Origin of the sequence: Lebetimonas sp. JS085 (genome assembly GCF_000523295.1) — a bacterium.
In the GTDB taxonomy this organism is placed as follows: Bacteria; Campylobacterota; Campylobacteria; order Campylobacterales; family Nautiliaceae; genus Lebetimonas.
On record NZ_ATHR01000001.1, the window covers coordinates 680,001 to 706,039 of the forward strand.

35 protein-coding genes (1 of these 35 only partly in view) are annotated in these 26,039 nt (G+C 31.5%); 24 read left to right on the plus strand and 11 right to left on the minus strand.

Features of this window, described 5'->3' with window-relative positions:
* A protein-coding gene (locus DZ68_RS0103765; protein ID WP_024787312.1) for a class I SAM-dependent methyltransferase crosses the window boundary here: on the minus strand, window positions 1–50 show its start. 613 nt of this gene lie to the left of the window's left edge; the window shows 50 of its 663 coding nt (coding positions 1–50); it begins with the start codon at window positions 48–50; its stop codon lies off the left edge, out of view.
* 53 nt (window positions 51–103) lie between these two features.
* Here DZ68_RS0103765 and secG point away from each other — a divergent pair, with 53 nt between their 5' ends.
* From secG to DZ68_RS0103815, 10 genes are all read left to right on the plus strand, one after another.
* Window positions 104–400 carry a preprotein translocase subunit SecG gene (gene secG / locus DZ68_RS0103770; protein WP_024787313.1) on the plus strand — a complete coding sequence of 99 codons (297 nt, stop codon included), beginning with the start codon at window positions 104–106 and terminating at the stop codon, window positions 398–400.
* Complete coding sequence (locus DZ68_RS0103775) at window positions 397–1,323, plus strand: polysaccharide deacetylase family protein (RefSeq protein WP_024787314.1); 927 nt, start codon at window positions 397–399, stop codon at window positions 1,321–1,323. Before secG ends, DZ68_RS0103775 begins: the two co-directional genes overlap by 4 nt.
* Before the next feature lie 11 nt (window positions 1,324–1,334).
* Window positions 1,335–1,889, plus strand: coding sequence for a ribosome recycling factor (frr, locus tag DZ68_RS0103780; RefSeq protein WP_035907071.1), 555 nt, complete (start codon window positions 1,335–1,337; stop codon window positions 1,887–1,889).
* 26 nt (window positions 1,890–1,915) lie between these two features.
* Window positions 1,916–2,524, plus strand: a complete 609-nt coding sequence (gene pyrE, locus DZ68_RS0103785; RefSeq protein WP_024787316.1) for an orotate phosphoribosyltransferase — start codon at window positions 1,916–1,918, stop codon at window positions 2,522–2,524.
* Window positions 2,524–2,925, plus strand: coding sequence for an HIT family protein (locus DZ68_RS0103790; protein ID WP_024787317.1), 402 nt, complete (start codon window positions 2,524–2,526; stop codon window positions 2,923–2,925). The genes pyrE and DZ68_RS0103790 overlap by 1 nt, the downstream gene beginning before the upstream one ends.
* Entirely contained in the window at window positions 2,907–3,947 is a 1,041-nt protein-coding gene (locus DZ68_RS0103795; RefSeq protein ID WP_024787318.1) for an MFS transporter, read from the plus strand. Before DZ68_RS0103790 ends, DZ68_RS0103795 begins: the two co-directional genes overlap by 19 nt.
* Before the next feature lie 18 nt (window positions 3,948–3,965).
* The gene (locus tag DZ68_RS0103800; protein ID WP_024790734.1) at window positions 3,966–4,931 is read left to right on the plus strand and encodes an ATP-binding protein; all 966 of its coding nucleotides are present in this window, start codon (window positions 3,966–3,968) and stop codon (window positions 4,929–4,931) included.
* Entirely contained in the window at window positions 4,913–5,485 is a 573-nt protein-coding gene (locus DZ68_RS0103805; protein ID WP_024787319.1) for a ribonuclease HII, read from the plus strand. The genes DZ68_RS0103800 and DZ68_RS0103805 overlap by 19 nt, the downstream gene beginning before the upstream one ends.
* Before the next feature lie 7 nt (window positions 5,486–5,492).
* Window positions 5,493–6,200, plus strand: a complete 708-nt coding sequence (locus tag DZ68_RS0103810) for a glucosaminidase domain-containing protein (RefSeq protein ID WP_024787320.1) — start codon at window positions 5,493–5,495, stop codon at window positions 6,198–6,200.
* Between the two features lie 64 nt (window positions 6,201–6,264).
* Window positions 6,265–7,062: a mechanosensitive ion channel family protein gene (locus DZ68_RS0103815; RefSeq protein ID WP_024787321.1), complete on the plus strand. Its 798-nt coding sequence runs from the start codon at window positions 6,265–6,267 to the stop codon at window positions 7,060–7,062.
* Here the strand turns inward: DZ68_RS0103815 and DZ68_RS0103820 are convergent.
* Window positions 7,059–7,979 (minus strand): D-2-hydroxyacid dehydrogenase, encoded by a 921-nt coding sequence (locus tag DZ68_RS0103820; protein WP_024787322.1) that lies wholly within the window; start codon window positions 7,977–7,979, stop codon window positions 7,059–7,061. The two genes, DZ68_RS0103815 and DZ68_RS0103820, sit on opposite strands and share 4 nt — an antisense overlap.
* 37 nt (window positions 7,980–8,016) lie before the next feature.
* Here DZ68_RS0103820 and DZ68_RS0103825 point away from each other — a divergent pair, with 37 nt between their 5' ends.
* Window positions 8,017–8,721, plus strand: coding sequence for a DUF3108 domain-containing protein (locus tag DZ68_RS0103825; RefSeq protein WP_024787323.1), 705 nt, complete (start codon window positions 8,017–8,019; stop codon window positions 8,719–8,721).
* On the opposite strand, the gene DZ68_RS0103830 is transcribed toward DZ68_RS0103825, so the two are convergent.
* On the minus strand, window positions 8,705–10,039 hold the full coding sequence (locus DZ68_RS0103830; protein WP_024787324.1) for an acetyl-CoA carboxylase biotin carboxylase subunit: 1,335 nt from the start codon (window positions 10,037–10,039) through the stop codon (window positions 8,705–8,707). The two genes, DZ68_RS0103825 and DZ68_RS0103830, sit on opposite strands and share 17 nt — an antisense overlap.
* Complete coding sequence (gene accB / locus DZ68_RS0103835; protein ID WP_024787325.1) at window positions 10,036–10,482, minus strand: acetyl-CoA carboxylase biotin carboxyl carrier protein; 447 nt, start codon at window positions 10,480–10,482, stop codon at window positions 10,036–10,038. The genes DZ68_RS0103830 and accB overlap by 4 nt, the downstream gene beginning before the upstream one ends.
* Before the next feature lie 76 nt (window positions 10,483–10,558).
* On the opposite strand from accB, the gene dcd reads away from it, so the two are divergent.
* The 13 genes from dcd to DZ68_RS0103900 all read left to right on the plus strand — a co-directional run bounded on the left by dcd (window position 10,559) and on the right by DZ68_RS0103900 (window position 20,224).
* Window positions 10,559–11,119 (plus strand): dCTP deaminase, encoded by a 561-nt coding sequence (gene dcd, locus DZ68_RS0103840; RefSeq protein ID WP_024787326.1) that lies wholly within the window; start codon window positions 10,559–10,561, stop codon window positions 11,117–11,119.
* Between the two features lies 1 nt (window position 11,120).
* Window positions 11,121–11,813, plus strand: a complete 693-nt coding sequence (gene pyrF / locus DZ68_RS0103845) for an orotidine-5'-phosphate decarboxylase (protein ID WP_024787327.1) — start codon at window positions 11,121–11,123, stop codon at window positions 11,811–11,813.
* Window positions 11,813–12,550, plus strand: a complete 738-nt coding sequence (locus DZ68_RS0103850) for a thioredoxin fold domain-containing protein (RefSeq protein ID WP_024790735.1) — start codon at window positions 11,813–11,815, stop codon at window positions 12,548–12,550. The genes pyrF and DZ68_RS0103850 overlap by 1 nt, the downstream gene beginning before the upstream one ends.
* Window positions 12,547–13,236, plus strand: coding sequence for a suhb (locus tag DZ68_RS0103855; RefSeq protein WP_024787329.1), 690 nt, complete (start codon window positions 12,547–12,549; stop codon window positions 13,234–13,236). Before DZ68_RS0103850 ends, DZ68_RS0103855 begins: the two co-directional genes overlap by 4 nt.
* Before the next feature lies 1 nt (window position 13,237).
* Window positions 13,238–14,086, plus strand: a complete 849-nt coding sequence (accD, locus tag DZ68_RS0103860; protein ID WP_024787330.1) for an acetyl-CoA carboxylase, carboxyltransferase subunit beta — start codon at window positions 13,238–13,240, stop codon at window positions 14,084–14,086.
* Entirely contained in the window at window positions 14,086–14,748 is a 663-nt protein-coding gene (locus DZ68_RS0103865; protein WP_024787331.1) for a thiamine phosphate synthase, read from the plus strand. The genes accD and DZ68_RS0103865 overlap by 1 nt, the downstream gene beginning before the upstream one ends.
* Window positions 14,682–15,113, plus strand: a complete 432-nt coding sequence (locus DZ68_RS0103870) for a 23S rRNA (pseudouridine(1915)-N(3))-methyltransferase RlmH (RefSeq protein ID WP_024787332.1) — start codon at window positions 14,682–14,684, stop codon at window positions 15,111–15,113. Before DZ68_RS0103865 ends, DZ68_RS0103870 begins: the two co-directional genes overlap by 67 nt.
* Before the next feature lie 114 nt (window positions 15,114–15,227).
* Window positions 15,228–15,590, plus strand: a complete 363-nt coding sequence (gene dksA / locus DZ68_RS0103875) for an RNA polymerase-binding protein DksA (RefSeq protein WP_024787333.1) — start codon at window positions 15,228–15,230, stop codon at window positions 15,588–15,590.
* A complete protein-coding gene (locus tag DZ68_RS0103880; RefSeq protein WP_024787334.1) occupies window positions 15,587–16,507 on the plus strand; it encodes a hypothetical protein in 921 nt (306 codons plus the stop codon). The genes dksA and DZ68_RS0103880 overlap by 4 nt, the downstream gene beginning before the upstream one ends.
* Window positions 16,482–17,408, plus strand: a complete 927-nt coding sequence (locus DZ68_RS0103885; RefSeq protein ID WP_024787335.1) for a tRNA-dihydrouridine synthase — start codon at window positions 16,482–16,484, stop codon at window positions 17,406–17,408. The genes DZ68_RS0103880 and DZ68_RS0103885 overlap by 26 nt, the downstream gene beginning before the upstream one ends.
* Complete coding sequence (gene ribE, locus DZ68_RS0103890; protein ID WP_024787336.1) at window positions 17,408–18,010, plus strand: riboflavin synthase; 603 nt, start codon at window positions 17,408–17,410, stop codon at window positions 18,008–18,010. The genes DZ68_RS0103885 and ribE overlap by 1 nt, the downstream gene beginning before the upstream one ends.
* A 139-nt stretch (window positions 18,011–18,149) precedes the next feature.
* Complete coding sequence (locus DZ68_RS0103895) at window positions 18,150–19,532, plus strand: Do family serine endopeptidase (RefSeq protein ID WP_024787337.1); 1,383 nt, start codon at window positions 18,150–18,152, stop codon at window positions 19,530–19,532.
* On the plus strand, window positions 19,529–20,224 hold the full coding sequence (locus DZ68_RS0103900; protein WP_024787338.1) for a YaaA family protein: 696 nt from the start codon (window positions 19,529–19,531) through the stop codon (window positions 20,222–20,224). Before DZ68_RS0103895 ends, DZ68_RS0103900 begins: the two co-directional genes overlap by 4 nt.
* Here the strand turns inward: DZ68_RS0103900 and DZ68_RS0103905 are convergent.
* From DZ68_RS0103905 to DZ68_RS0103935, 7 genes are read right to left on the minus strand one after another with little or no spacing between them, the layout of a single operon-like run.
* Window positions 20,221–20,760 carry a hypothetical protein gene (locus DZ68_RS0103905; protein WP_024787339.1) on the minus strand — a complete coding sequence of 180 codons (540 nt, stop codon included), beginning with the start codon at window positions 20,758–20,760 and terminating at the stop codon, window positions 20,221–20,223. The genes DZ68_RS0103900 and DZ68_RS0103905 overlap by 4 nt on opposite strands.
* Window positions 20,750–21,487, minus strand: a complete 738-nt coding sequence (mreC, locus tag DZ68_RS0103910) for a rod shape-determining protein MreC (RefSeq protein ID WP_024790736.1) — start codon at window positions 21,485–21,487, stop codon at window positions 20,750–20,752. The genes DZ68_RS0103905 and mreC overlap by 11 nt, the downstream gene beginning before the upstream one ends.
* The gene (locus tag DZ68_RS0103915) at window positions 21,480–22,505 is read right to left on the minus strand and encodes a rod shape-determining protein (protein WP_024787342.1); all 1,026 of its coding nucleotides are present in this window, start codon (window positions 22,503–22,505) and stop codon (window positions 21,480–21,482) included. Before DZ68_RS0103915 ends, mreC begins: the two co-directional genes overlap by 8 nt.
* Window positions 22,495–23,721, minus strand: coding sequence for an ATP-dependent Clp protease ATP-binding subunit ClpX (gene clpX / locus DZ68_RS0103920; RefSeq protein ID WP_024787343.1), 1,227 nt, complete (start codon window positions 23,719–23,721; stop codon window positions 22,495–22,497). The genes DZ68_RS0103915 and clpX overlap by 11 nt, the downstream gene beginning before the upstream one ends.
* Complete coding sequence (gene lpxA / locus DZ68_RS0103925; protein ID WP_024787344.1) at window positions 23,705–24,466, minus strand: acyl-ACP--UDP-N-acetylglucosamine O-acyltransferase; 762 nt, start codon at window positions 24,464–24,466, stop codon at window positions 23,705–23,707. Before lpxA ends, clpX begins: the two co-directional genes overlap by 17 nt.
* Entirely contained in the window at window positions 24,466–24,906 is a 441-nt protein-coding gene (gene fabZ / locus DZ68_RS0103930) for a 3-hydroxyacyl-ACP dehydratase FabZ (RefSeq protein ID WP_024787345.1), read from the minus strand. The genes lpxA and fabZ overlap by 1 nt, the downstream gene beginning before the upstream one ends.
* A gap of 20 nt (window positions 24,907–24,926) precedes the next feature.
* A complete protein-coding gene (locus tag DZ68_RS0103935) occupies window positions 24,927–26,000 on the minus strand; it encodes an epoxyqueuosine reductase QueH (RefSeq protein ID WP_024787346.1) in 1,074 nt (357 codons plus the stop codon).
* Window positions 26,001–26,039: the final 39 nt, after the last annotated feature.

Here is a 26,039-nt window from a genome sequence, read left to right on the forward strand (position 1 = left end):
ATTAAATTATATTTCGGGTATGTATGTGCATATTTATCGAAATTTTTCATTTTTCGCTTTTAATTTTTCATTTTTGTTATAATTCTATCAAAAAAGGTAAAAAATGACATCTGTTTTATTTATTGTTCAAGTAATACTTGTAATTGCAATAGTAATTTTAGTTTTATTACAAAAATCCGAATCAATGGGGCTTGGTGCATATTCAAGCTCAAATGAAAGTGTATTTGGGGCAAAAGGTCCTATGAACTTTTTGGCAAAAGCAACAATAATTTTAGGATTTTTATTTGTATTAAATACTTTAACACTGACATATTTGTATAATAAACAGGCAAATACTTCTGTTGTAAGTGAAGTTAAACTTCCAAAATCAACCCCTGTTCCTCCCGCTCCCGTAAAATGAGATTTTTTCTTTTTTTTCTGCCTATTTTTCTTTTTGCCCAGGCCCATATTTTTGTACTTCACAGAATAAATGATTTCAGACATTCATATACAAACACCTCAACAAAAGAACTTGAGAAATATTTAAAATATATAAAAAATAATAATTACAAAGCTGTCAAACTTTCAACCCTTGTAAAAAAATTAAAAAACAGAGAAAATATTGATAATTATGTTGTTTTTACAATAGATGACAATTATAAAAGTTTTTATAAAAACGGCCTGCCTTTATTTAAAAAATACCATATTCCTTTTACCCTTTTTGTATATACAAAGGCAACTGAAGGTAAATGGGGAGATTTTATGACATGGAAAATGGTAAAAGAATGTGCAAAATACGGTGAACTTGGAGTCCACAGCTACGCTCATCCGCATCTGCCAAAACTTAGCGATAAAGAAATAAACCAGGATACGCTTAAGGCTATTAATTTATTTAAAAAAAGAATCGGTTACGTTCCCGACATGTATGCATATCCGTATGGAGAATATGACAAGAGGGTAAAAAAAATAATTTCAAAATATTTTAAGGTTATTGCAAATCAAAATCCCGGAGCAATTGATTTAACCACTCCGATTGACGATTTGGACAGAATCGCACTGACAGGAAAAGTAAATATAGCAGAAAAACTAAAGCTCAAAAGACTCCATATAAAAAATTTGATAATTAAAAGAAATAAAAATTCAATTACTGAAATTTCGGGAAAACTGATAAATAAAATTCCATATATAAATATCTATTTAACAGATTTCGGCTGGAAATACCATATAAAAATTAAAAATAATAAATTCTGTTTTCATCCGAATTTTAAGCTCAAAAGATTCAGAAACAGGATTATCATAAGGTATAATTATAAAATCTTTTCAAGAATGATAATAAAATATTAAGGAGGATAAAAATGGAAGAAGTTTTTAAATTTGCCAAAGAGCATATGCAAAAAAGTATAGATGTATTAAAAAAAGATTTAAATACACTAAGAACCGGAAAAGTTTCTATTCATGTTCTTGACGGGGTGAAAGTTGAATATTACGGAACGCCAACTCCACTAAATCAGGTTGCAAACGTAAATGCCGTGGATGCAACAACCATTGTAATTCAGCCTTGGGACAAATCTATTATGAAAGATATAGAAAAAGCCATTCAAGAAGCCAATGTTGGAGCAAATCCTAACAATGACGGAGAAGTTATCAAAATGTACTTTCCTCCAATGACAGAAGAAGAGAGAAAAAAACAGGCCAAAAAAGCAAAAGAGTTTGCAGAAAAAGCAAAAATCGCTATTAGAAACGTAAGACGCGAAGCCAATGATAAAATCAAAAAAATGTTTAAAGACAAAGAAATAACAGAAGATGAAGAAAGAAAAGGACTCGATAAAGTTCAGGAAATAACCGATAGTTTTGTTAATAAAGTTGATGAAACAGTAAATAAAAAAATTGATGAAGTAATGAAAGTATAATTTAATGGAAAATGGGAAATAAAAAAATGAATGTAAAAGATATTTATGAAAAACACGCCGCTTTATTAAAAGGCCATTTTCTTTTAAGCAGCGGAAAACACAGCGAATATTACCTTCAAAGCGCGAGAGTTTTGGAATATCCAGAAGTTGCCGAGACTTTGGCAAAAGAACTTGCAAAAAAAATAATTGAAGCCGGAGTTAAAGTAGATACTGTATGTTCTCCGGCTATCGGGGGGCTGCTTGCCGGATACGAACTGGCAAGGGCTCTTGATGTCAGATTTATTTTTACCGAAAGAGTTAACGGTAAAATGACTTTAAGAAGAGGATTTGAAGTAAAGGAAAATGAGAAAGTATTAATCTGTGAAGACATTATTACAACCGGCGGATCCGCAATGGAAGCGGCAAGAGAAATTGAAAAAAGAGGCGGCAGGGTAGTAGGATTTGGGGCAATTGCCAACAGAGGCGTTTGTAAAAGGGTTAATGGAAAAACCGAGAGAAAACCGGAATGTAAATTACCCCAAAACAAACCTTTTTTTGCTTTAGAAGACTTTGATTTTGAAGTTTATGAACCGGAAAACTGCCCAATGTGCAAAACAGGAAGCAAACCGGTTAAACCCGGCAGCAGAGGAAATTAGTGAACTGCCCTTTGTGTAATCCGGAAAATGAAAATATAATTTTTCAGAATACCCTTTTTAGGGTTATTTTGATTAATGAAATTCCTGGCTACATTAGAATCATTACACAAAAACATATAAAAGAATTCAGCGATTTGGAAGATAAAGAAATAATACAAATAATGCAGTCTGTCAAAAATATTGAAAAAACAATGATAAAACTGCTTAATCCTGATAAAATAAATATTGCTGAATTCGGAAATATGGTTCCCCACCTCCATTTTCACATAATGCCGAGATATATAAATGACCCATGGTGGCCGGCAAGCACTTTTTGTAAAAAAGTAAGAAATTTTACATATCCAGAGTTTGATAAAAACAGATATAAAAAAGCAATAAAAGCGTGCTTAGAGAATTTATAGCCCTTAGTTTATATTATTTCCTCTTTTTTGCATTAATCGGTGATTATGTAATTTTTATGCCAAAAATGTATTCAGCTTATTTTACACCGGCTCAAATAGGAATTCTTTTTTCCATGCTTCCAATTGCCAGATTTTTAACTCCTTTTTTGTTTTTTAAACTTACAATAAATAAAAAAATATTTTTATCGGCGCTTACATTTTCAATATTTGCTTCATTTTTACTTATCAATAAAAATTTTTATTTAATTTCTTTCGCTTTTTTTCTGATAGGGGCATGCTTTAGTATAATATTTCCTTATATTGAAACAATTGCAGTTGAAAAATTAAAAGAAAATTACGGCAGAGCGAGAGTGTATGGAAGTCTGGGATTTATGCTGTTTGGGATTATATTTTCATATTTTAAAATAAATTTCATTTATATTTTTATTATTTTGATGATATTTACCAATATTACAGCTTTATATTTTTTGGAAGACAAATATGTAAAAAAAGAAAACAAACCGATAAATTTTTTTATTGCATGGAAATTCTGGTTTGCTTTAATATTAATGCAGATTAGTTTCGGGGGATTTTATAACTTTTTTACAATTTATAATTTAAATCATAACATTTCAAAAGAGATAAACGGGTGGCTTTGGGCTATAGGGGTAATTGCTGAAATTTTAATTTTTCTAATTCAACATAAATTTATCAAAAAACACTCCCCTCTCTTTTGGATTAAAATTTCAATATTTTTAACATCAATTAGATGGCTGATGCTATATTTGTTTGCCGGCAATATAATGTTAATAGCTCTTTCGCAGCTGCTTCATGCTTTTTCTTTTGCTATATTCCATACATCTGCCATGTTGTATCTTTTTGGAATTTATAAAAACAAAACACTTGCCCAGCAGTTTTATGCAGGAATCGGTTACGGGTTTGCCGCATTTTTAGGAAGTGTCATATCAGGAATTTTATACGGGGAAAATCTTTATTTATACGAAAGCCTGATAGCAATGGCTGGATTTTTAATTATGCTATAATTAAGCAAAAAGGTTTTTATGTTTCCCAAAAAAATATATGACAGAAAAATAAAATTAAATTATGAAAATACATTAATTACCGGCCCTAAAGGGGTGGGAAAAACATTTTTAATTTTTAATTTTTTAAAAAAATTTAAAGGCAGCTGGGAATATTATGATTTTTCTGATTACAGGGAAAAAAACTTTGAATTAACATCTGATTTAATTATTTTTGAAAATTTCGATTTTTCTGTGAAAATCCCTGCTAATAAAACAGTTTTTATAACAAGCTCTGAAAATATTGAAATTGAAAATTTTAAAAAAATAGAATTAAAACCGCTTGATTTTGAAGAATTTTTCGCTTTCGAAAAATCAAATTCCCCAACAAACACATTTGATAAATTTTTAAAACACGGAAATTTTGCAAAAAACGCTTTTGTGGAAGATTATTTTAAAGAAGAATATTTAAAAGATGTGTTTGACCTACTGCCTTTTAATAAAGAAATTTTAAAATTCTTTTTTGCCCATATCGGAGAAAAACTGACTCTTTATCAAATATTTCAGATTTTAAAAAAAAGAATAAAAATAAGTAAAGACAGTTTTTATAAAACAACAAACGAATTAATTAAAAACAGGGTTATTTATGAAGTTGAAAAATATAAGGCACCGAAATCTCCTAAAAAATTTTTTGCTTATAATTTTGCCTTCAGAAATATTTTAACTAATAAAAAAAATTTTTTTCATAAATTTGAAAATATGGTTTTTCTTGAATTAAATGAAAAAGAAATTTATTATAAAGATACCCTTAATTTTTATTTGCCTCAAAAAGAGATGGGAATACTTGTAATGCCGTTTGCAGATGAAAACACAATTTTGGAAAAACTCAATAAAGTAAATGATGTAAAAAAAATTGAAATCATTACAATTTCAAACGAACTTGAAATAAAACATAAAAATTTTGAAGTGGAGGTAAAGCCGTTTTGGCAATGGAGATTTGCGGAATAGACGAGGCTGGACGCGGACCTATTGCAGGGCCTTTAGTTGTGGCTGGATGCTTAATAAGTGAAAAATGTAAAGTAAAAAGTGAAAAATGGTATAAAGAGTTAACAGATTCAAAAAAATTAACCTCTAAAAAAAGAGATGAACTATTTGAAATAATAAAAGAAACCAGTATCTATCATATTGTATGGATTGACAATAAAACAATAGATAAAAAAGGGCTTTCTTTTGCCATCAATTTTGCATTAAAAGTAATAAAAGAAAAAATTAAAGCGGACAAATACCTGTTTGACGGAAACAGTAATTTTGGTGTTAAACAAATAGAAACTATAATAAAAGGGGATTTGAAAATTAAAGAAATAGGCGCAGCAAGTATTTTGGCAAAAGTAAGCAGAGACAGATATATGATAAAAATTGCCGGTAAATATCCCGAATATAATTTCGCCAAACATAAAGGATATATAACGAAGGAGCATATTGAAGAAATTAAAAAATTCGGATTTAGCGATATTCACAGAATCAGCTATAAATTAAAAGCATTAGAACCAACACTTTTTTAGGAGTACAATGAAAAAAATTATTTCACTTTTAATTTTTAATTTTTCACTTTTCACTGTTTTAAACGCAGCTTTCCCGGACTGGTATTATAATATCAGAAATATTAACGAACAAAAAAAAGCATTTGTGGAAATAATGCTGCCTTTAATTCAAACAGAAAACAAAAATATATTAAATTTAAGAAAAAAAATTATAAAAATATTTAACGACCCGGCCTTTTTATTAAAACCGGAAAAAATTGCTTTTTTGGCTAAAAAGGCCAAAAAATACAAAATAAAAAATATACTGAACAGAGATGAATTTTTAAAAAAAATAGACACAATACCCCCTTCACTCGCCCTGGCCCAGGCTGCAATAGAAAGCGGATGGGGAAAAAGCAGATTTGTTAAGTTAGCTAACAACCTCTTTGGACACTGGGAATATTCTAATAATGGCCTTTCTCCAAAAGACAGATATAGTAGCATTGATATAAACTATTCATTAAAAATTTTTCCAAGCATCGAAGATTCCATAAAAGCCTATATGCTGAATCTAAACAGAAACCCGGCTTATAAAGAATTTAGAAATGTAAGATATTTTTATAAATTAAAAAATAAAAAATTTACCGGTCTCATAGCTGCAACTACAATGGAATTATATTCCCAAAAAAGAGATGAATATGTGAAACTTCTTCAAAAAATGATAATCCAAAATCACTGGGAAAAATTTGACAAATAAATTTTGTCATTTAAATATCATTTAAATTTGTTAAAATGCTATTAAATCCTAAAAAGGAGATAAAATGGATAAATATATTAATTTGACAATGCAGTGGGGAATCAAAATCATCGGAGCCATTGCCATTTATATCATCGGTAAATGGATTGCGAAAATTATTACAAATATTGTGAAAAAACTTCTGGAAAAATCAAAAGTAGATATTACACTGGTAAAATTTTTAGGAAATTTAACATATATCGGTCTGCTTATTTTAGTAATTATTACGGCTCTTGGAACATTAGGGGTTGATACCACCTCGTTTGCAGCAATAATTGCGGGTGCAGGTTTAGCTGTAGGTATGGCACTTAAAGATAATATATCAAATTTCGGTGCGGGAGTATTGATTTTATTCCTTAGGCCGTTTAAAATCGGGGATTTTGTTGAAGCGGCCGGAACTTCTGGCGTTGTTGATGAAATAGGTATTTTCAACACTATTATGAAAACAGGGGATAACAGAGTAATTATAATTCCTAACAACAATATAATCGGAAATAATATAATAAATTATTCAAGAGAAAAAATCAGAAGAATTGATTTGGTGATAGGCGTGGGATATGAAGATGATTTAAAACTGACTAAATCTACACTAGAAGAAATTTTAAATTCTAATCCTAAAATATTAAAAGAACCGAAACCGACAGTGGCTCTTGCAGAATTGGCTGATAGCAGTGTTAACTTTAATGTAAGACCTTGGGTTAAGAGTGACGATTATTGGGGGGTAAGAAGCGAACTGCTCGAAACGATAAAACAAACATTTGATGAAAAAGGCATTAATATCCCGTATCCTCAAATGGATGTACACATAGAAAAAACGGCTTAATCCCCGCTTTTTATAAATTTTTCTATATTTTTATAAATTCCTTCCATCAATTTTTCCCTCGCTTCAATGCTGCTCCAGGCCATATGCGGGGTTAATAAAACTTTTTTATTTTTTAAAAGCGGATTATCAATATTTACAGGTTCTTTTTCAAATACATCCAGACCGACAAAAATATTTTTTTCTTTTAAAATTTTTACCAAATCATCTTCATTTATTATTCCACCTCTTCCCACATTTACTAAAATACTTCCTTCTTGCATGAGCGAAAGTTTTTCATAATTTAAAAGATTTTTGGTATTTTTATTTAAAGGCGCATGGATTGTTATTATTCCTGAAGTTTTAAGAAGCTCTTCAAGTCCAACTCTTTTAAATTCTTTTGAACTGTTTTTCCCGCTTGTTGAATAATACACAACCTTGGCCCCGAAACATTCAGCCGCTCTTGCAACATTTTTTCCTATTTCACCAAGTCCTATGATTCCCCATTTTTTTCCTTTTATTTCAAACCAGTTTTGAATATGAGTAAATATTTTTGAATTTGGATATTCTTTCCTTACATATTTATCAAAATAACAAATTTTGTTTATTGAAGCCAAAACCATGGAAAATGTATGCTGAACAACCGCATTTGTGGAATATCCCGCTACATTCTTTACAATTATCCCCTTAGCTTTGGCATATTCTAAATCTACATTATTCATACCCGTTGCCGCAATTTGAATAAATTTTAATCTTTTTGCATTATCTAAAACACTTTTATCGATTACAACTTTATTAGTTACAACTATATCAGCATTTTTAATCCTATCTATTGTTTCATCTTTATCTGTAGTCTGATAAATTTCAACCTCACCGAATTCTTTAAACCTTTCAAAATCTACACTCCCAAGAGTTAATGCATCTAAAAATACTATTTTCAATTTCTTCCTTTGATATAATTTCTAAAAAAGGCAAATTATGAAATATATTTTACTATGTTTTTTATTCTTTTCATTATACTCTAAAACACTAACTGCCACATACGAGGCAAAATACGGCTGGTTCGGTACAATTGCAGCAGCCCAGGGTTTTTTTGAAAAGAATCAGACAAACTATAAAATTCAGACAATAGTAAAAACAAAAGGGCTCGCAGCCGTACTTTCGCATCATATGATACAAAAATACACAAGCATAGGAATAATTAAAAATAATAAACTGATTCCTTTTGAATATATCACATACAGAAAAAGGGGGGATAAAGAATATAAAAGAATATATCTGTTTGACCATAAAAAGAAAACAATTACAAGGATAAAATACTTTAATAACAAATTTGACGGAAAGGAAAAATTCGATTATTATGCGCCTCAGGATATTTTAAGCCTTTATTTTAATTTGCCGTTATATCTCAAAGACAAAAATAAAATTTATACATTTTATGCGTTAGGGGCAAGAAAGCGTGACGGAAGGGTTGATGTAAATTTTTGTAAACAAAATATTTTTGGGAGTAAAGGCGTTTGTATAAAAGCAAATTTATATAATAAAGTTTTTTCAGGGGATAAAGGAATTTTATATTTACTTATAAACCAAAAAAACTGGGTCACTTTAAAAGGAATTGTAAAAAATGTATTAAAAATCGGGGACTTGAAAGGAAAACTTGTTGATTTTAAACAAGTCCCTTAGTTTCTAAATATTTAGTATCATAGTTATTATTTAGAAAATCTTCATTTTCAAGCATTTTTAAATGAAAAGGTATTGTAGTTTTTATACCGCTTATTTGAAATTCCCTCAGAGCCTCTTTCATAATTTCAATTGCTTCATTTCTGTCTTTTCCCAAAACAATTACTTTTGCAATTAAACTGTCATAATATTGTGGAATAATATAACCTGCATATATATGTGTATCAACCCTTACATCTTTTCCTCCCGGGATATAAAGCTTTTGAATTTTTCCGGGATTTGGAATAAATTTATCAGGATCTTCGGCCAAAATTCTGCATTCAAGGGAATGCCCTTTTATATTTATATCTTTTTGTTCAGGTATTTTTTCACCTTCTTCTACTCTTATCATCCATTCAACCAGATCAATTCCGCTTACCATTTCACTTACCGGATGTTCTACCTGAAGCCTTGTATTCATTTCCATAAAATAAAAATTTAAATTTTTATCTACTAAAAATTCAATTGTTCCGGCTGAATAATATCCTATAGCTTTAGCGGCTTTTACAGCCGTTTCATGTAATTTATTCCTGGTTTTTTCATCTAAAATAACTGCCGGGGATTCTTCTATAAGTTTTTGGTGTCTTCTTTGAAGAGAACAGTCCCGCTCACCCAAATGAATAACATTTCCGTGTTTGTCGCCTAAAATCTGAACTTCAACATGGCGCGGTTTTTCAATATATTTTTCCATATAAATAGTTGGGTCTCCAAAAGCACTCTGGGCTTCACTTGAAGCTGCCAAAAAAGCATTTTCTATATAACTTTCATTTTCAACAACCCTCATTCCTCTTCCGCCTCCGCCACTTGCCGCTTTGAGAATAACAGGATATCCTATTTCAGCAGCCGCTTTTTTAGCAGCTTCAACATCTTTTACAGCCCCGGCACTGCCAGGAATTACGGGAACACCGGATTTTTTCATAACTTCTTTGGCTTTTGATTTATCGGCCATAAGCTCCATAACTTCAAGACTCGGACCTATAAAAGCAACATTATGGGCTTTGCATATTTCTACAAACGTCTGGTTTTCACTCAAAAATCCGTATCCGGGGAAAATTGCGTCACATTCGGTAATTTCTGCCGCACTTATTATAGAGGGTATGTTTAAATAACTCTCATTGCTTCTTGGACCACCCACACAAACGCCCCCGTCGGCAAAATTAAGATAAACTGCATCTCTATCGGCCGTAGAATAAATTGAGACAGCTTCTTTTTTTAATTTATGTATAGCCCTGATAGCCCTTAAGGCAATTTCCCCTCTGTTTGCTATTAAAATTCTTTTCATAATTTTTTAACCTTAAAAAGGGGAGTGTCAAATTCAACAGGTTGGCCGTCTTCCACTAAAATATCGAGTATTTCACAATCAAATTCGGCTTCCAATTCATTCATTATTTTCATAGCTTCTATAATGCAAAGCGTATCTCCCTTTTTTATTTTATCGCCCACTCTTACATAAGGAGGGGAATCCGGGCTTGGAGCCTGATAAAAAGTCCCGACCATCGGAGAAGTAATAAGCTCCCCTTCCACTTCACACTTAGGTTTTGCTTCTACTTTTTGAACAGCCTTAGGAGTTTCTTCCAAAGCCAATGCCGGTGCCGGTGTCTGGGCAGGAGCGGCTTTTACAGATTTATCAAGAAAAATCCTAAATTTTTCATTTTCAAGTTCCAAAACATTGGCTTTTGAATTATCAAATATTTTTACAATTTCTTTTAATGTTTTAATATCCATAATATTAACTCCTTAATCCTTTTTAAAATGATATCATAAATTTGATATAATTTTAAATATTCAAAAAAGGATGCCAATGGGTGTAAAATCTGATAAATGGATTAGGACAATGGCCAAAGAATTTGGCATGATAAATCCTTTTGAAGAAAAACAGGTTCGCACAAACACTATAAGCTACGGAGTTTCTTCATACGGATATGATATAAGAGTAAGCGATGAATTTATGGTTTTTACAAATATAAATTCCACTATAGTTGACCCTAAAAATTTTGATGAAAACAATGTAGTTAATATTAAAGGCGATTGCATTATTCCTCCAAATTCATTTGCACTTTGCAGGAGTGTGGAATATTTTAAAATGCCAAGAGACGTACTTGCAGTATGTGTTGGAAAATCAACTTATGCAAGATGTGGGATTATTGTAAATGTAACACCGATTGAACCTGAATGGGAAGGGCATATTACTATAGAAATAAGCAACACCACACCTCTTCCGGCAAAAATTTATGCAAATGAGGGAATTGCACAGTTAATTTTTCATAGTGCTGATGATGAAATGTGTGAAATCAGCTACGCCGATAAAAAAGGAAAATATCACGGGCAAAAAGGAATTACCCTTCCTAAGGTGGATAAATAAAATGAAACTCTGTATTGCTTTAGATTTATCGAGTAAAGAAGAAAATTTAAAATTAGCTAAAGAAATTGGCGAATATGCAAATGATATTTGGCTTAAAGTCGGTTTTAGAAGCTATATAAGAGACGGAAACGAATTTATATTTAAATTAAAAAACTTAGGCTATAATATTTTTTTAGATTTAAAATTGTATGATATTCCAAATACAATGGCTGATGCAGCAGAAGAAATCACAAAACTTGGAATTGATATGTTCAATATTCATGCAAGTGCAGGTGAAAAAGCAATGAAAGAAGTAATGAAAAGAATTTCTAAATTCGAAAAAAGACCGTTAGTTTTGGCGGTAACGGCACTGACCAGTTTTTCAAACGATGAATTTAAAAAAATATACGGAAACGATATCGATATTAAAGCCAAAGAATTCGCAAAAACAGTTTTTCATTCCGGGCTTGATGGAGTTGTATGCAGTGTTTGGGAAAGCAAGGAAATTAAAAACATCACTTCAAATAATTTTATTACACTTACGCCTGGAATAAGACCGTTTGGAGAAGATGCAGGAGACCAAAAAAGAGTTGCTGATATAAAAGCGGCAAAAGAAAATAAAGTTAATTTTATAGTTGTGGGAAGACCTGTTTATCAGGATAAAAATCCAAAACAAAAAGTTGAAAAAATATTAAAAAAGCTCAAGGAGAATTAATGAAAAAAGTATTTTTAAGTTTAAGTGTAACAATAAGTCTATTTGCAAGCGATAAACTGTTACCTCAAAAAGAATTAAATTCCGTTTTAAAATCAAGTATTTTATATCCAAGACTCGCTCAGGATATTAAAAAAGGCCTTATCAAAGTCAGAGGTGTAAAAAAAGACGGATTTTATATAATAAACATTCAAACAAAAAGAGGAGCCGGAAACATTTATATAACAGCCGATAAAAAATATACTGTTATAGGAAGAATATTAAACAATAAAAACGGAAGCACATTAAGCGCAAATTTTCCGGTAAATAAAAAAATAGTAAATGAGGGAATCTCTTTCAGTTTCGGAAAAGGTAAAAAAGATTTGTATGTTGTTACAGACCCTGAGTGTCCGTTTTGCAGAATGATGGAACAGAAAACAAAAAATAACCTGGCAAAAAATTACAGAGTTCATGTAATTTTGTTCCCTTTGCCGTTTCATAAAGACGCAAGGGCAATGAGCTGTTATATTTTAGCAGGAAGAACAAATAAAGAAAGACAAAAAAGATTTAAAGAAACTTTGCTTGGCGGAAATGAATGGAAAAATTATAAACCTTCAAAAACAGAACTCAACAAATGTTACAGCGAGCTTGAAAAATCAAAAAGAGCGGCAATTGAACTTCAGGCAAAAGGCACACCAAGCGTATATGATGAAAATTTTAATTCTATTGAATGGCCGAGTTTAGTTAAAGGTAAAAAATGAGTTTTATCGATGCTACTTTATGCGCAAGTTTAAAAATCATAAGGGCCCTTCACGAAGAAGAAGGTATTTTTGAAGCCAAAGGAATAGGATACGGAGGGGACAGAAGTTTAAAAATAGACCTTTTGGCAGAAGAAATGTTTATAAAGGCATTAAGCCACTATGGAAATATTTTTTCAGAGGAAAGAGGGTTTATAGACAACGGGAAAGATAAAAGAATTATAATTGACCCGATTGACGGAAGTTACAATGTCTCAAACCATATCCCCTATTTTGGAAGCAGTGTTTATCTTGAAGATGAAGCAGCTGTTATTGTAAATTTAAGTAACGGTGATTATTTTGTTAAAGACAAAAACGGCAAAAGATTTGAAAATTTATTTAGAAAACCGTTTCAGTCAAATTACAGACACGATGTCGTTTTATTTGAAAAGGCATACAAAAATCCGGAAATTGTCGCAAAATTAAATAAACATAATTTAAAATTCAGAGCACCTGGTGCACTCAGTTTATCCCTGTGTTACGGAGAATTTTCAAAAGCAGTAATATACAAAGGGGAAATAAGGGAATTCGATATTGCCGCCGCAAAATTTTATAACAGCGAATATTTCTGGTATTTTGAGGAGAGTTTGATAATAATGGCACCTAAAAAAAATGATTTGGAAGAAATTCTAAGGGTAATAAAGGAATAAAATGGGATTCAGTAATTTTTTGAAAAAATTTAAAAAACCTCAGCCTAAAAAAGAAGACACCTCTAACAACTGGATAAAATGCCCCGCCTGTGGCGCAATAAGTTTTTACAAAGAAGTTCAAAAACAAAACAACACATGTCCAAAATGCGGATATCATTTCAGAATGAGCGCAAACGACAGAATAAAATTACTTGCCGATGAAGATACTTTTACTGAATTTGATAAAAACTTAAAACCGAACGACCCTCTAAATTTTGTGGATAAAAAAAGCTACAAAAAAAGAATAGAAGAAAATTACAAAAAAACACAAAACTATTCTTCTGTAATAAGCGGAGAATGCAGAATTAATTCTATCTTAACCCAGCTTGTAGTGTTTGATTTTAACTTTATGGGAGGAAGCCTGGGAAGCGTTGAAGGTGAAAAAATAGTAAGGGCTGTAAAGAGAGCCATTGAGAAAAAATGCGGTTTGGTTATTGTATCCACCAGCGGAGGCGCCAGAATGCAGGAGAGCACATTTTCTCTTATGCAAATGGCTAAAACATCCGCAGCACTTGCAAGTTTATCTGAACATAATCTCCCGTATATTTCTGTTTTAACAGACCCGACTTTCGGGGGAGTAAGCGCAAGTTTTGCATTTTTAGGCGATTTTATTATTGCAGAACCCGGGGCAATGATTGGATTTGCAGGACCTAGGGTTATTAAACAGACAATCGGAGAAGATCTGCCGGAAGGCTTTCAAAGGGCGGAGTTTTTACTTGAGCACGGGTTAATAGATATGGTTGTAAAAAGAGACAAATTAAAACAGAGTATTGCCGATTTATTAAAATATACGCTAAAGAATGCCGGTTAATGATTTATGCCCTCTTAGACTGGGATACGCTGCAAAAATATCATTTATCCATTAAAGATTTTTGCAAAACGGCAAAAGGGCTCAAAGCAAAATTTTTACAATACAGAGACAAAAATTCCTCTCTGGAAGAAAAACTAAACAGACTCCGTGAAATTAGAAAACAGTGGAAAAAAACATTAATAATAAATGATGCAATAGAACTTCTTCCTTATGCTGACGGAATACACATAGGACAGGAAGACCTTGAAAATTTATGCAAAAGATTTAATCTATCAAAAAAAGAAGTAATATTAAATTTAAAAAATGGGAATATTAGTGGCCAAGTTCCAAGTTCCAAGTTACAAGACAACAAATTTAAAACCAAAATTGTTGGTCTTTCCACACACAATAAAAAAGAGATACTTAAAACCAATAAACTGCCGCTTGATTATATAGGGCTTGGGGCTTACAAAAAAACTTCCACAAAAGATACATCAAATATTTTGGGAAAAAAAGTAATAGAACTTATAAAATTTTCAAATCATCCTGTTGCAATTATAGGCGGAGTAAAAATTTATGATAAAATTCCAGCCATAAAAGTAATAGGAAGTGATATATGCAAATTAACGTCTATTCGATTGAAAAAAAAGAAGAATATAAAAAAGAGATTGAAGAATTTATAAAAAAATCACGCCCCTTTGCAGATGTTAAAAATATAACACTCTATTCTAAAAATCTTTCCAAAACAAATAATCCAAAAAGAGAATATTCAAACATTTTTGAAAAATATACAGCTGAGGGGTTCAATATTATATTGACACCCGAAGGGAAACTGATTGATTCAATTGAATTTTCAAAGATGTTTGAATATCCGAAAATTAACTTTTTTATAGGGGGTGCGTGGGGATTTGACGAGGAATTCAAAAAAAAAGGGATTAATGTTTCGCTGAGTCCTTTAACTATGAGTCATAAAATAGCAAAAATTGTTTTATTTGAACAAATTTATAGAGCTCTCAGTATAAAAAACAATCATCCGTATCATAAATAGTGAAAATGGTGAGTTGTGAGCTTGCCCGGCCGCTTGAAAAGCGGCGGGGTGGTGAGTTGTGAGTTATGAGTTGCTAAGAAGCCAAGTTTAATTAAGAAATAAAAAGGAGAGAGAATGACAATGAATAACAATCATATTTTTAAAGAAAAACTGCTTGAAAGAAAAAAAGAAATTATTAAAATTCTTGATGACATTACAAACGAAATAAAAGAACTTTCATGTGATGATGTATGCGACGAAGGCGATGAGGCTACAAGTGCAATGGACAGCGGAAGAAAACAGCAAATTTATTTAACACTGAAAAACGAACTTGAAGAAATAAATATTGCCCTAAAAAAAATAGAAGAAGGCACATACGGAATATGTGAAATGTGCGAAGAACCTATAAATAAAGAAAGACTTTTAATAAAACCTTATGCAAAATATTGTATAATATGTAGAGAAATAGTTGAAAAAGAAGGAAAAAACAAAAAATGAAAAAATATTCCGTTTTCAGTCTTATTTTTATTGCATTAATGACTCTTTTTGTTTATATACAGGATAATTCATCTACCGTCTTTTCAATATTTGGAATTAATATCTCTTTGCCTAATGCCGTATGGATAGCACTGTTTTTAGGAATTTTTTATATTTTATCCATTCTCTTTTTTGTTTTTATACATTTACAAACCTTCTTTTATAAAAAAAACATACAAAAAGATATAGAAATAATAATAAATAATATTAAAAACAAAATTCTTTATAAAAACAGTTTAAAAGAAGTCAAAGTTCTTAAATACTGCAACAATTTTGTAAAAAACATCAACGGGCTTAATATAGAACCAAATCCTAGTGAAAAATTTGAATTTTTAGAAGATTTGAAAAAACTTAAAAACGGCAAGGTTATAGAAATCAGCAAATATAAACTGAGTGAAAACAATCCGTGGTATATTTTAAATATAAAAAACAGACTCAAAAAAGATGGAAACTATGCAAAAGAAGTGTTGAGAAAATTTAAAAATGAAGAACTTAAAAAAGAAGCTTTTCAAATTTTTGCCCAAAAAGCCCCTATCGAAGAAATTTTAAAATATAAATATCCCCTAACAAAAGAGATAATACTTTCGCATATAAATGATAAAGATTTAAAAAAACTGCTTGAAATTGCCAAACTCTCTAAATTTGAAGAAATAAAAATAGCAAAAGCACTTTACGGCTCAAGAACGCCTGATGAGGAACTTGAAATAATATTTCCGTTTGTTTACGGAAGTGCTTATTTAGCATTAAAATATGAGCATATTGAAAAAGCAAAAGAAATTATTGAAGAGCATTCACTTAAAATTTTTGAATATATTTTAAAATTAAAAGAATGCGGAGTCAAAATAGACGTTGATGAATATCTTCAGGCAATATCCTAAATTTTTTTTGGCTCCTTTAGCAGGATATACCGACCTTCCATTCAGAAGCGTCGTTAAAAAATTCGGATGTGATTTGACATTTTCTGAAATGATAAATGTAAACGCTTTTGTATATAATAATGAAAAAACAAAAAAAATGATGCAAAAATCCCCAATTGAAACCCCTTATTTTGTACAAATTGCCGCTAATAACACTGAAAACGCAAGAAAAGCTGTAGAAATTATTAATGAAATAGATGAAATTGACGGAATTGACATAAACCTGGGATGCCCCGTAAAAAAAGCCAGAAGAAGCGGATTTGGAGGAATTTTGCTAAAAGATGAAAATAAAGAATTTTTAAAAGAAATTATAAAAGTAATTGTCAATACTTCCAAAAAACCTGTAAGTGCCAAAATAAGGCTTGGATTTGAGAGAAGCGTGGCGGTAGAGAGGGCTAAAATGCTAGAAGATCTGGGAATTAAATTTTTAACTCTTCACGGAAGATCGATCACACAAATGTACAAAGGCAAAAGTAATTATGAAGAAATCAAAAAAGTGGTGAAAGCCGTAAATATCCCGGTAATTGCAAACGGAGACATTACCGATTTCAAAAAAGCCAAATATGTTTTGGAATACACTGGTGCAAAAGGCGTCTCAATTGGAAGAGGTGCTATCGGAAAACCCTGGATTTTTCTTGAAATGAAACAAAGCGGTAATATTACACCTAAGCAGAAAAAAGAAGTAATAATTGAACATTTAAAACAGATGCATAATTTTTACAGAGATTACGGCGTTATTTTATTTAGAAAGCATGCGCACGGATATTCAAAAGGAATAGAAAAAGCAAGCGAATTTAGAAGTAAAATAAATAGTGTTACTGATTTTAATGAAGCGATGAAGCTAATTGAGGAGTATTTTTAATGTTTAACGGAGTAATAAGAGAAATAGGAAAAATAAAAAATTTCAGCAATAACAAACTAAGTATAATTTCAAAATTACAACCGCAAACAGGTGATTCAATAGCGGTAAACGGAGCATGTCTTACGGTTACCAAAATTTTTAGTGACGGATTTGAAGTAGAACTCTCTCCTGAAACCCAAAAAATAGTTGCAATTAAAAATTACCAAAGCGGAAAAAAAGTTCATTTAGAAGAGGCGTTGCGTTTTGGAGACAAAATAGACGGACATCTGATTCAGGGGCATATTGACGCAGTTGGAGAAATACTTGAAATTAAAAAAAACAGAAACTCTTATGATGTAATAATAAAAACAGACCCTAAAATAATGAAATATATTGCCCAAAAAGGCTCTATTGCAATAGACGGGGTCAGCCTTACAATAAATGATGTTTTTTCTGACAGGTTTAGACTGACTATTATTCCCCATACTTTTGAAAACACTCTATTTAGAGAATATAAAATTCATAGGAGGGTAAATATAGAAACAGATTTGTTTGCAAGATATATATATAATATGTTTAAAAAAGAAAATAATAATTTCGATGAGGTTTTGGCCTGGTGGTAATATTAAATGTTAAATGATGAATGTTAAATGTTAAATTGAATGTTAATTTTTAAGAAAAGTTTAAGAAATTTAATATTTTAACCTCTTTTTAATAAAAAAGATTTATACTTATGAAAACAAAAACTTTTAAGGAGAGGTTATGAAAAAGATTATATTAAGCTCATTTTTAGCAGCTGCCCTGTTGGCAGGAAATATCAATATAAAAAGTGACAATTCCACATTAAACAGAGTTGCGCCTAATCAAAATCAGGTTATGTCCTTTTCACCGGTAGTAAAAAAAGTAATCCCTAGCGTTGTAAACATTTCCACCACTAAAATAGTAAAAATAAAAATTCCCGATCAGTTCAGAAGATTTTTCAACGACCCGTTTTTTAAAAGATTCTTCGGACCGTTCGGAAATGTTCCAAACACTCCGAAAGAACAGAAAGAATATGCACTCGGTAGCGGCGTGATTATCTCCAAAAACGGATATATTGTTACAAATAACCATGTTGTATCGGGAGCGACTAAAATTATAGTAAAAACATTTGATGGGAAAAAATATACAGCAAAACTTATAGGAAGCGACCCGGCAACAGATATTGCAGTTATAAAAATAGAAGCAAAAAATTTACATCCTATCACTTTTACAAATTCAAACAAAGTAAAAGTGGGGGATGTTGTTTTGGCTATAGGTGAACCTTTCGGACTCGGAGAGAGTGTAACACACGGAATTATAAGCGCAAAAAACAGAACTTCGATTGGACTAAATTCCTATGAAAACTTCATTCAAACCGATGCGGCCATAAATCCCGGAAACAGCGGGGGAGCTCTCGTGGATTTAAAAGGAAGGCTTATAGGGATAAATTCCGCAATAATTACAAAAAGCGGCGGAAATAACGGAATAGGTTTTGCAATTCCAAGCAATATGGTCAAATTTGTAGCAACTTCACTTATTGAAAAAGGGAAAGTAGTAAGAGGCTACCTTGGGGTTATGATTAGCAATATAGATTCAAGCAAGGCAAAACTGTACGGAATTGACCACGGTGTACTTGTAAACAAGGTTCAAAAAAATTCCGCTGCAAGTAAAGCAGGAATAAAACCTGGGGATATTATTGTGGCTGTTGACGGTGAAAAAGTTAAAAATGCAGGCGAACTTAGAAATAAAATAGCATTTAAAGGAGCGGGGGCCGAAATTACTTTAACCGTATACAGAAACGGAAAATATATAACACTAAAGGCAAAATTAAAAGCTCTAAAAGTAAAAAAAGAAAAAATTCAAAATATTAAACTGCTTGAAGGCCTTACTTTGAAAGAAGAAAAAAATGAAGTAAAAGTAGACAATGTCAATCCAAATTCTTATCCTTCAATGGTGGGCGTTCAAAAAGGCGACATTATACTTGCGGTTAAAACTGTAAAAACGGGAAAATGGGTTGAAATACACTCAATAAATGAATTGAAAACTTTGTTAAAAGGATTGGACAGGGGTGATGCACTACTTAAATTAAAAAGAGAAAATTCAATATTCATAATTCAGTTATGAAAATTTTATTAGCCCCGAGCGAAAGAAAAACAAAGGGGAGAGATTTTTCTCCTATTAATAAAGACTCTTTTATATTCCCTGAAATATATAAAAAAAGAGTTGAAATTGTTAAAAAGTATGATGAGTTTTTGCAAAAGAATACAGATACGAAAAATTTTGGTGATGATAAATCTTCAGTTTTTACACGTCCTACAAAAAAAGCGATTTTAAGATATTCAGGGGTTGCGTTTGAACATTTAGACTATCCTTCCCTGGATAAAGAATCTCAAAATTATATAGATGACAATCTGTTTATTTTTTCCAATCTTTTTGGAGTAATTAGCGCAAAAGATTTAATACCTTTTTATACACTTAAACAGGGGGCAAAACCGGGATTTGATATTTATAAAATGCATAAGGAAATATTTACCCCTATTCTGGATGAAATAAACAAACATGAAGAATTTATAGATTTAAGAGCCAAATTTTATGAAAAAATATATAAACCGAAAAACGCAGTTACTTTTAAATTTATAAAAAACAATAAAATAGTTAGCCATTTTGCCAAGGCTTACAGAGGCAAACTTACAAGAATTATAGCTGTAAATAAACCTTCAAACATTAATGAACTTTTAAAAATAAATTTTCCTGATATTAAAATCATGGAAATAACAGAAAAAAAAGGAATTAGAGAAATAGTCTGCGAAGTTTAAACATCATCAATTCCGTCAAAATCGTCAAATCCGCTGTCAAAATCATTGTCAGGTAAATTATTTTCATAACTTTCATAATAATCATTATCCATTATATCATCACTGTTAGCTGAATTATTTTCATCCAGTTTTTGATCAATTTCATCAAGTTTATTATCAATTTCACCCAGTCTTTCATCAATATAATCAAAATTATTACCGGTTGTTTCATTTATCTCATTTGTATCCATTCCAAGAGATTCTCCAAAATTTTCGGGGGTAACGGAATGATCAAACAATAAATGATAAAGTCCCATCCCGGCCATTGAACCTGTAAGGGAGCCCAAAAAACTATTTCCAAAACCACTTAAGGAACTGCTTGAAGAATGTTTCGTCTGAGTTTGGGTTTGAGTCTGAAAATCCTTGCTTGAGAACTTTTTTTCAACGTCTCCTGATTTTTCTTCCAATTTAGAAACCCTCTTATCTAATTCATCAACCTTCCCAGCCAATTTTTCAATCACCAGGCCCATTTTTTTTAATGTATTTTCAATTTCCATTGTTACCTCCTTCAATTACATAAAAAAATTCCGGATGTAAATCATTATAAAAAAGCTTTACCTTTGCCTCCTGATAAAGTTTCTTTTGTATTATTTCAGTTATTATACCAACTTTCGCACCTTTGTAAAAAATACCGTCAAGCCCGCTTGTAACAACCTCATCCCCTACATTTATATGTTTAAATTTGGGAATATATTTTAATGTATCTGTTTTTCCGTAAAAAATACCTGGAATTTCATTTTTTCCTATATAAACGGTATATCTTGTTTTTTCATTTGAATTAAGAATAGCCAGTGAATAATTTCCTATGTTTTTAATAACCTCCCCGCAAACCAAATTATTATAAACCAATCCTTTAGGCTTAATTAATTTTTTATGATAATTTAAATAAATTTTACTGAAATCAGGCACTGAGGCATAAGAGAGGGTATAAACAAATGTCAGATTGGGTTTATTTATATATTTAAAATATTTTAAATCTCTGCAAGAGTTAATTTTAGCTTCCAGATTATTTATTTTGTTTACCAGCAGTTCATTTTTTTCAACAAGATTTTTAATTTTTTCCGCCTGATTAAAATGCTCATTTATTTGTTCATAAATTTTATTTTTTATAAAAAGAACACTGTTCCCGACATATAAAGAAGATTCAATTATAAAATCCTTAAAAAGAAAAGAAAAGAAAAAAGCTAATAATAAGCTTATAATTAAAATTAATTTTTTACTCATTGATACTTGAAAGAAGTTCTATTTCATCAAGCACTTTTCCGGTACCTTTTGCAACGGCTAAAAGAGGCTCTTCTGCCACATATACAGGAAGGTTAACCAAATCGCTTATATATGAATCAATCCCTCTGAGAAGGGCTCCGCCTCCAGTCATTACAATACCGTTCTCTACAATATCCCCTGCCAAATCAGCCGGGGTATCTTCCAAAACTTCTTTTACAGCTTCACCTATATCTTTTACCGGCTCTTTAAGAGCTTCCCTGATATCTTCGCTTGTAATTGTAATAGTCTCAAGAAGCCCGGAAATTCTGTTTTTACCCTGAATTTGCAAAGTCAATTCCTCTTCAAGTTTAACGGCACTTCCTATTGCTTTTTTAATTTCTTCCGCTGTTCTTTCACCTATAATCAGGTTATATTTTTTATTTATATAATCAACTATGGATTTATCAAACTTATCTCCTGCGACCCTGATTGATTTACTTACCACCAAACCGCCTAAAGATATCACACCTATTTCTGTCGTACCGCCGCCTATATCAATTACCATGCTTCCCTGAGGCTCTTTTACAGGAAGCCCTGCCCCGATTGCAGCAGCCATCGGCTCTTCTATTAAATAAACTTCCCTAGCCCCCGCACTCATGGCAGACTCTTTAACGGCTTTTCTTTCAACCTGGGTTAATCCGAAAGGCACGCAGATTACAATTCTTGGACGAATCAGGGTTTTTCTGTTGTGAACTTTTTGAATAAAATGTCTTATCATCTCTTCAGTTACAGTAAAATCGGCAATTACCCCGTCTTTCATAGGTCTTATTGCCACTATGTTTTTAGGAGTTTTTCCGACCATTTCTTTTGCTTTGAGACCTACAGCCAAAACCTTTCTTTTATGTTTATCATCCTGAATGGCTACAACACTCGGCTCGTTGATAATTATACCTTTTCCCTTAATGCTTACAAGCGTATTTGCAGTACCCAAATCAATTGCTAAATCACTGCTGAAAAGCCCCAATAATTTATTTAGCATTTTTATTCCTTTTTATAAGAATAGGCTCATTCTTTTTTTCTATTACATCTTTTGTAATAATTATTTCATATCCCCTGTATTCAGGCAAATTAAACATAACATCAACCATTGCTTCTTCAAGAATTGCCCTGAGCCCTCTGGCTCCTGTGCCTCTTTGAATGGCTTTTTTGGCAATTGCCCTTAAAGCGTCTTCTTCAAAAGTAAGTTTAACATTATCAAGTGCAAAAAGAGCTTGATATTGTTTAATTAGTGCATCTTTTGGTTCAGTTAAAACTCTAATTAAATCATCTTCATCAAGTTCCCTTAATGTTGCAATTACCGGAAGTCTTCCAATAAGTTCTGGAATTAAACCATATTTAACTAAATCTTCTGGCTCAACTAATGCATAAATATCATCTTTTTTCATTTTTGCTTTTGCATTTCCCAAAAATCCAACGGTTGAACCTTCAAGCCTTTTTTCTATAATATCACCCAGTCCATCAAATGCACCGCCACATATAAATAAAATATTGCTTGTGTCTATTTGTATAAACTCCTGGTTCGGATGTTTTCTTCCACCCTGAGGGGGAACGTTTACTATACTTCCTTCTATAATTTTTAAAAGCGCCTGCTGGACACCTTCTCCGGATACATCCCTCGTAATGGAGCGGTTTTCAGAAAGTCTTGAAATTTTATCAATTTCATCTATAAATACAATACCCCTTTGGGCCCTCTCAATATCCCAGTCGGCAGCCTGAATTAATTTTAATAAAACATTTTCAACATCTTCACCTACATACCCGGCTTCCGTTAAAGAAGTTGCATCTGCTATTGCCAAAGGAACATCAAGAAGCTTTGCAAGAGTTCTTGCTATTAATGTTTTACCGCTTCCTGTAGGCCCTATCATCAAAATATTTGATTTTTGAATTTCTACATCCTGATTCTCACCGTAAAGTATTCTTTTATAATGGTTATAAACAGCAACTGAAACAATTTTTTTAGCTCTTTCCTGACCAATTACATATTCATCCAAATGGGATTTTATCTCTTTTGGAGTTAATAATTTTATCTGCTCGCTTTTTTTATTTTTTTTATCCTGCTTTTCCTCGGCCCCCATTATAATTTCATAAGCGGTTATTACACAGTTTTTACAAATAAAAGCCTTATTGTCCGGTGCTGCCAAAAGAGGGTTATCTTCACTCTCAACACTTCCACAAAAACTACACTTTTCTAACATACGGTATTCCCCTTTTTGAATTTAATACAAACTCGCATAAATGTTTTACATATTTATTGTGATTATTTTCCAGTATTTTTTTTGCTACATCTTTTAACGATTTTCCGCTTTCAAACAGTTCTTTATAAGCTTTTTTAAGTTCATCTATATCGTTTCTGTTCTCAAGCTTTCTCCTAAGCCCTGTAATATTAAGACCCCTTAGTTTTGCCCTGTTTCCCTCAGCTAAACAATAAGGAGGAATATCCTGACTTAAAGCGCTCGCACCGGCTATCATGGCAAATTCTCCTATTTTTACAAATTGGTGAATCGGAGTCATGCCCCCGATTACAACATTGTTTTCTAAAACCACATGCCCGGCTAAAGTTGCCGCATTTGCCAAAATACAGTTATCTCCTATTATTACATCATGCGCCACGTGAACATATCCCATTAAAAGGTTGTTATTACCTATTTTTGTCACTCCGCCTCCGCCTTGGGTCCCTGGATTTATTAAAGTAAATTCACGGATTTTATTATTATCACCTATTACAAGATAGGTTTTTTCACCGTTATATTTTAAATCCTGAGGAATACTTCCTATAACTGCATGGGAAAATATATGATTATTATTTCCTATTTTTGTATATCCCGTAATTACGGCATATGGGTCTATTATACAGTTATCCCCTATTTCTACAAATTCATCAATTATTGCACCCTCTCCTATTTTACAGTTTTTACCAATTTTGCCTTTTATATTATTCATTATTTATCCATTATCATAGCTTTTAAATCTGCTTCGGCTACAATTTCATTATCTATATATGCTTCCCCGTGAAGCATCCAGATTTTCCCTCTTTGTTTAACAGTTGAAACCCTGTATTCCAATCTGTCCCCTGGTCTTACCGGTTTTCTGAATTTAGCATTATCTATACTCATAAAATATACAACTTTGTTTTTTAACTCTTTTTTATCCATTACAGTAAAAGGCAAAACTGCTCCGGTTTGAGCCATACCTTCAATTATTAAAACACCTGGATATATGGGATGGCCAGGAAAATGCCCCTGAAATACAGCATTTGTAATAGAAATATTAAGAAAACCTTCCACATATTCTCCTGTTTTTACACTGGTAATTCTGTCTACCAATAAAAAAGGATATCTGTGTGGAAGCATTTCCTGAATTTCATTAATATTGTAAACCATTCTTTTCCTTTTTTTAAAAATTATATCAAAATTTCCCGTGTGTCAGGATATATTTTAGCTTCTATTTTTATATCAATTGTTTTATCCGTCAGTTTATCTAAAACTATTATAGGCGATAGATTAAACGGTGTGTTTGTAATAATATTTCTAATTTTTAATTCTTCTTTTATATTTAACGGTTTTAAAAAAAGCTCTTTTACATTTTTATAATATTTATTCAAAATTTCATTTACTTTTTTAATTGGGATAAATATAATATTTACCCTGTTTGCATATCCAACTCCATTTTTAATATATTCAATTCTAACCCTTTGTTTTCTATCTAAATATGAATAAAATAAAACATAACTATAAATTATTTCACTTTTCACTTTAAATTTTACACTTTGACGAAGCAGTCTGTAATTTAAAAAGCTCTCTTTTTCAATTTTATATTCAACTCCTTTTTCTTCAAACTTCATTCTATTTTCATAAAAATTTAACCTCTCTTCTATACTTGCTGGAAGTATCTGAAATGGATATGGAGAAATAAGCTCATCAATAATTTCCTGATTTTGTTTTTGCTGCCAGATTCCGTAAATACATCCGCAGTAATCCTGACGGTAAAGCTGATTTTCTTTTGCATATAACTGCTGCTCTTGCGTACCGCCTTTTTTCCTGTAATCAACCACTAAAAAATCGACATCATATTTTCTTTTTACCGCTTTTCCGATTGATGACAGCTGCTCCTGGGATTTCATCGGAGACATAAGAAGTGAAGTTGTTATTTTATTTTCCCCTATTTTTTTGGCGAATTTAGCTGTTGCTTCAAGGGAATGGTCAAAACATATTGAACATCTAATTCCTTTTTCAGGCTCTTCTTCATACCCTTTTACAGCCTTTAACCAGCTTTCATAATCATATTTACCCTCAATATATTCAACCCCTAATTTTTCACAAATTCTTTTTGTATCCATACTTCTTAATTTAAATTCGCTGTATGGATGGATATTCGGGTCGTAAAAATAGCCTGTAATTTTTTCATCCGGATAATCCTCTTTTAGCCTTTTTATAAAATATCCGGCATCCACACTGCAGCATAAATGTACAACCATAAAAAAACCTTATTAATGTTTAATTACAAATGTCAATGT

Coding starts and splice junctions, on each gene's coding strand:
- DZ68_RS0103855 (WP_024787329.1), top strand. CDS start 12,547: ATGAGTTTTATCGATGCTACTTTATGCGCAAGTTTAAAAATCATAAGG.
- DZ68_RS0103825 (WP_024787323.1), top strand. CDS start 8,017: ATGAAATATATTTTACTATGTTTTTTATTCTTTTCATTATACTCTAAA.
- DZ68_RS0103880 (WP_024787334.1), top strand. CDS start 15,587: ATGAAAAAATATTCCGTTTTCAGTCTTATTTTTATTGCATTAATGACT.
- pyrF (WP_024787327.1), top strand. CDS start 11,121: ATGAAACTCTGTATTGCTTTAGATTTATCGAGTAAAGAAGAAAATTTA.
- ribE (WP_024787336.1), top strand. CDS start 17,408: ATGTTTAACGGAGTAATAAGAGAAATAGGAAAAATAAAAAATTTCAGC.
- DZ68_RS0103800 (WP_024790734.1), top strand. CDS start 3,966: ATGTTTCCCAAAAAAATATATGACAGAAAAATAAAATTAAATTATGAA.
- DZ68_RS0103915 (WP_024787342.1), bottom strand. CDS start 22,505: ATGCTAAATAAATTATTGGGGCTTTTCAGCAGTGATTTAGCAATTGAT.
- fabZ (WP_024787345.1), bottom strand. CDS start 24,906: ATGGTTTACAATATTAATGAAATTCAGGAAATGCTTCCACACAGATAT.
- DZ68_RS0103900 (WP_024787338.1), top strand. CDS start 19,529: ATGAAAATTTTATTAGCCCCGAGCGAAAGAAAAACAAAGGGGAGAGAT.
- frr (WP_035907071.1), top strand. CDS start 1,335: ATGGAAGAAGTTTTTAAATTTGCCAAAGAGCATATGCAAAAAAGTATA.
- DZ68_RS0103805 (WP_024787319.1), top strand. CDS start 4,913: ATGGAGATTTGCGGAATAGACGAGGCTGGACGCGGACCTATTGCAGGG.
- secG (WP_024787313.1), top strand. CDS start 104: ATGACATCTGTTTTATTTATTGTTCAAGTAATACTTGTAATTGCAATA.
- accB (WP_024787325.1), bottom strand. CDS start 10,482: ATGGATATTAAAACATTAAAAGAAATTGTAAAAATATTTGATAATTCA.
- DZ68_RS0103850 (WP_024790735.1), top strand. CDS start 11,813: ATGAAAAAAGTATTTTTAAGTTTAAGTGTAACAATAAGTCTATTTGCA.
- DZ68_RS0103935 (WP_024787346.1), bottom strand. CDS start 26,000: ATGGTTGTACATTTATGCTGCAGTGTGGATGCCGGATATTTTATAAAA.
- DZ68_RS0103865 (WP_024787331.1), top strand. CDS start 14,086: ATGATTTATGCCCTCTTAGACTGGGATACGCTGCAAAAATATCATTTA.
- mreC (WP_024790736.1), bottom strand. CDS start 21,487: ATGAGTAAAAAATTAATTTTAATTATAAGCTTATTATTAGCTTTTTTC.
- DZ68_RS0103810 (WP_024787320.1), top strand. CDS start 5,493: ATGAAAAAAATTATTTCACTTTTAATTTTTAATTTTTCACTTTTCACT.
- dksA (WP_024787333.1), top strand. CDS start 15,228: ATGACAATGAATAACAATCATATTTTTAAAGAAAAACTGCTTGAAAGA.
- dcd (WP_024787326.1), top strand. CDS start 10,559: ATGGGTGTAAAATCTGATAAATGGATTAGGACAATGGCCAAAGAATTT.
- DZ68_RS0103885 (WP_024787335.1), top strand. CDS start 16,482: ATGAATATCTTCAGGCAATATCCTAAATTTTTTTTGGCTCCTTTAGCA.
- clpX (WP_024787343.1), bottom strand. CDS start 23,721: ATGTTAGAAAAGTGTAGTTTTTGTGGAAGTGTTGAGAGTGAAGATAAC.
- accD (WP_024787330.1), top strand. CDS start 13,238: ATGGGATTCAGTAATTTTTTGAAAAAATTTAAAAAACCTCAGCCTAAA.
- DZ68_RS0103815 (WP_024787321.1), top strand. CDS start 6,265: ATGGATAAATATATTAATTTGACAATGCAGTGGGGAATCAAAATCATC.
- DZ68_RS0103870 (WP_024787332.1), top strand. CDS start 14,682: ATGCAAATTAACGTCTATTCGATTGAAAAAAAAGAAGAATATAAAAAA.
- DZ68_RS0103775 (WP_024787314.1), top strand. CDS start 397: ATGAGATTTTTTCTTTTTTTTCTGCCTATTTTTCTTTTTGCCCAGGCC.
- DZ68_RS0103830 (WP_024787324.1), bottom strand. CDS start 10,039: ATGAAAAGAATTTTAATAGCAAACAGAGGGGAAATTGCCTTAAGGGCT.
- pyrE (WP_024787316.1), top strand. CDS start 1,916: ATGAATGTAAAAGATATTTATGAAAAACACGCCGCTTTATTAAAAGGC.
- DZ68_RS0103895 (WP_024787337.1), top strand. CDS start 18,150: ATGAAAAAGATTATATTAAGCTCATTTTTAGCAGCTGCCCTGTTGGCA.
- lpxA (WP_024787344.1), bottom strand. CDS start 24,466: ATGAATAATATAAAAGGCAAAATTGGTAAAAACTGTAAAATAGGAGAG.
- DZ68_RS0103905 (WP_024787339.1), bottom strand. CDS start 20,760: ATGGAAATTGAAAATACATTAAAAAAAATGGGCCTGGTGATTGAAAAA.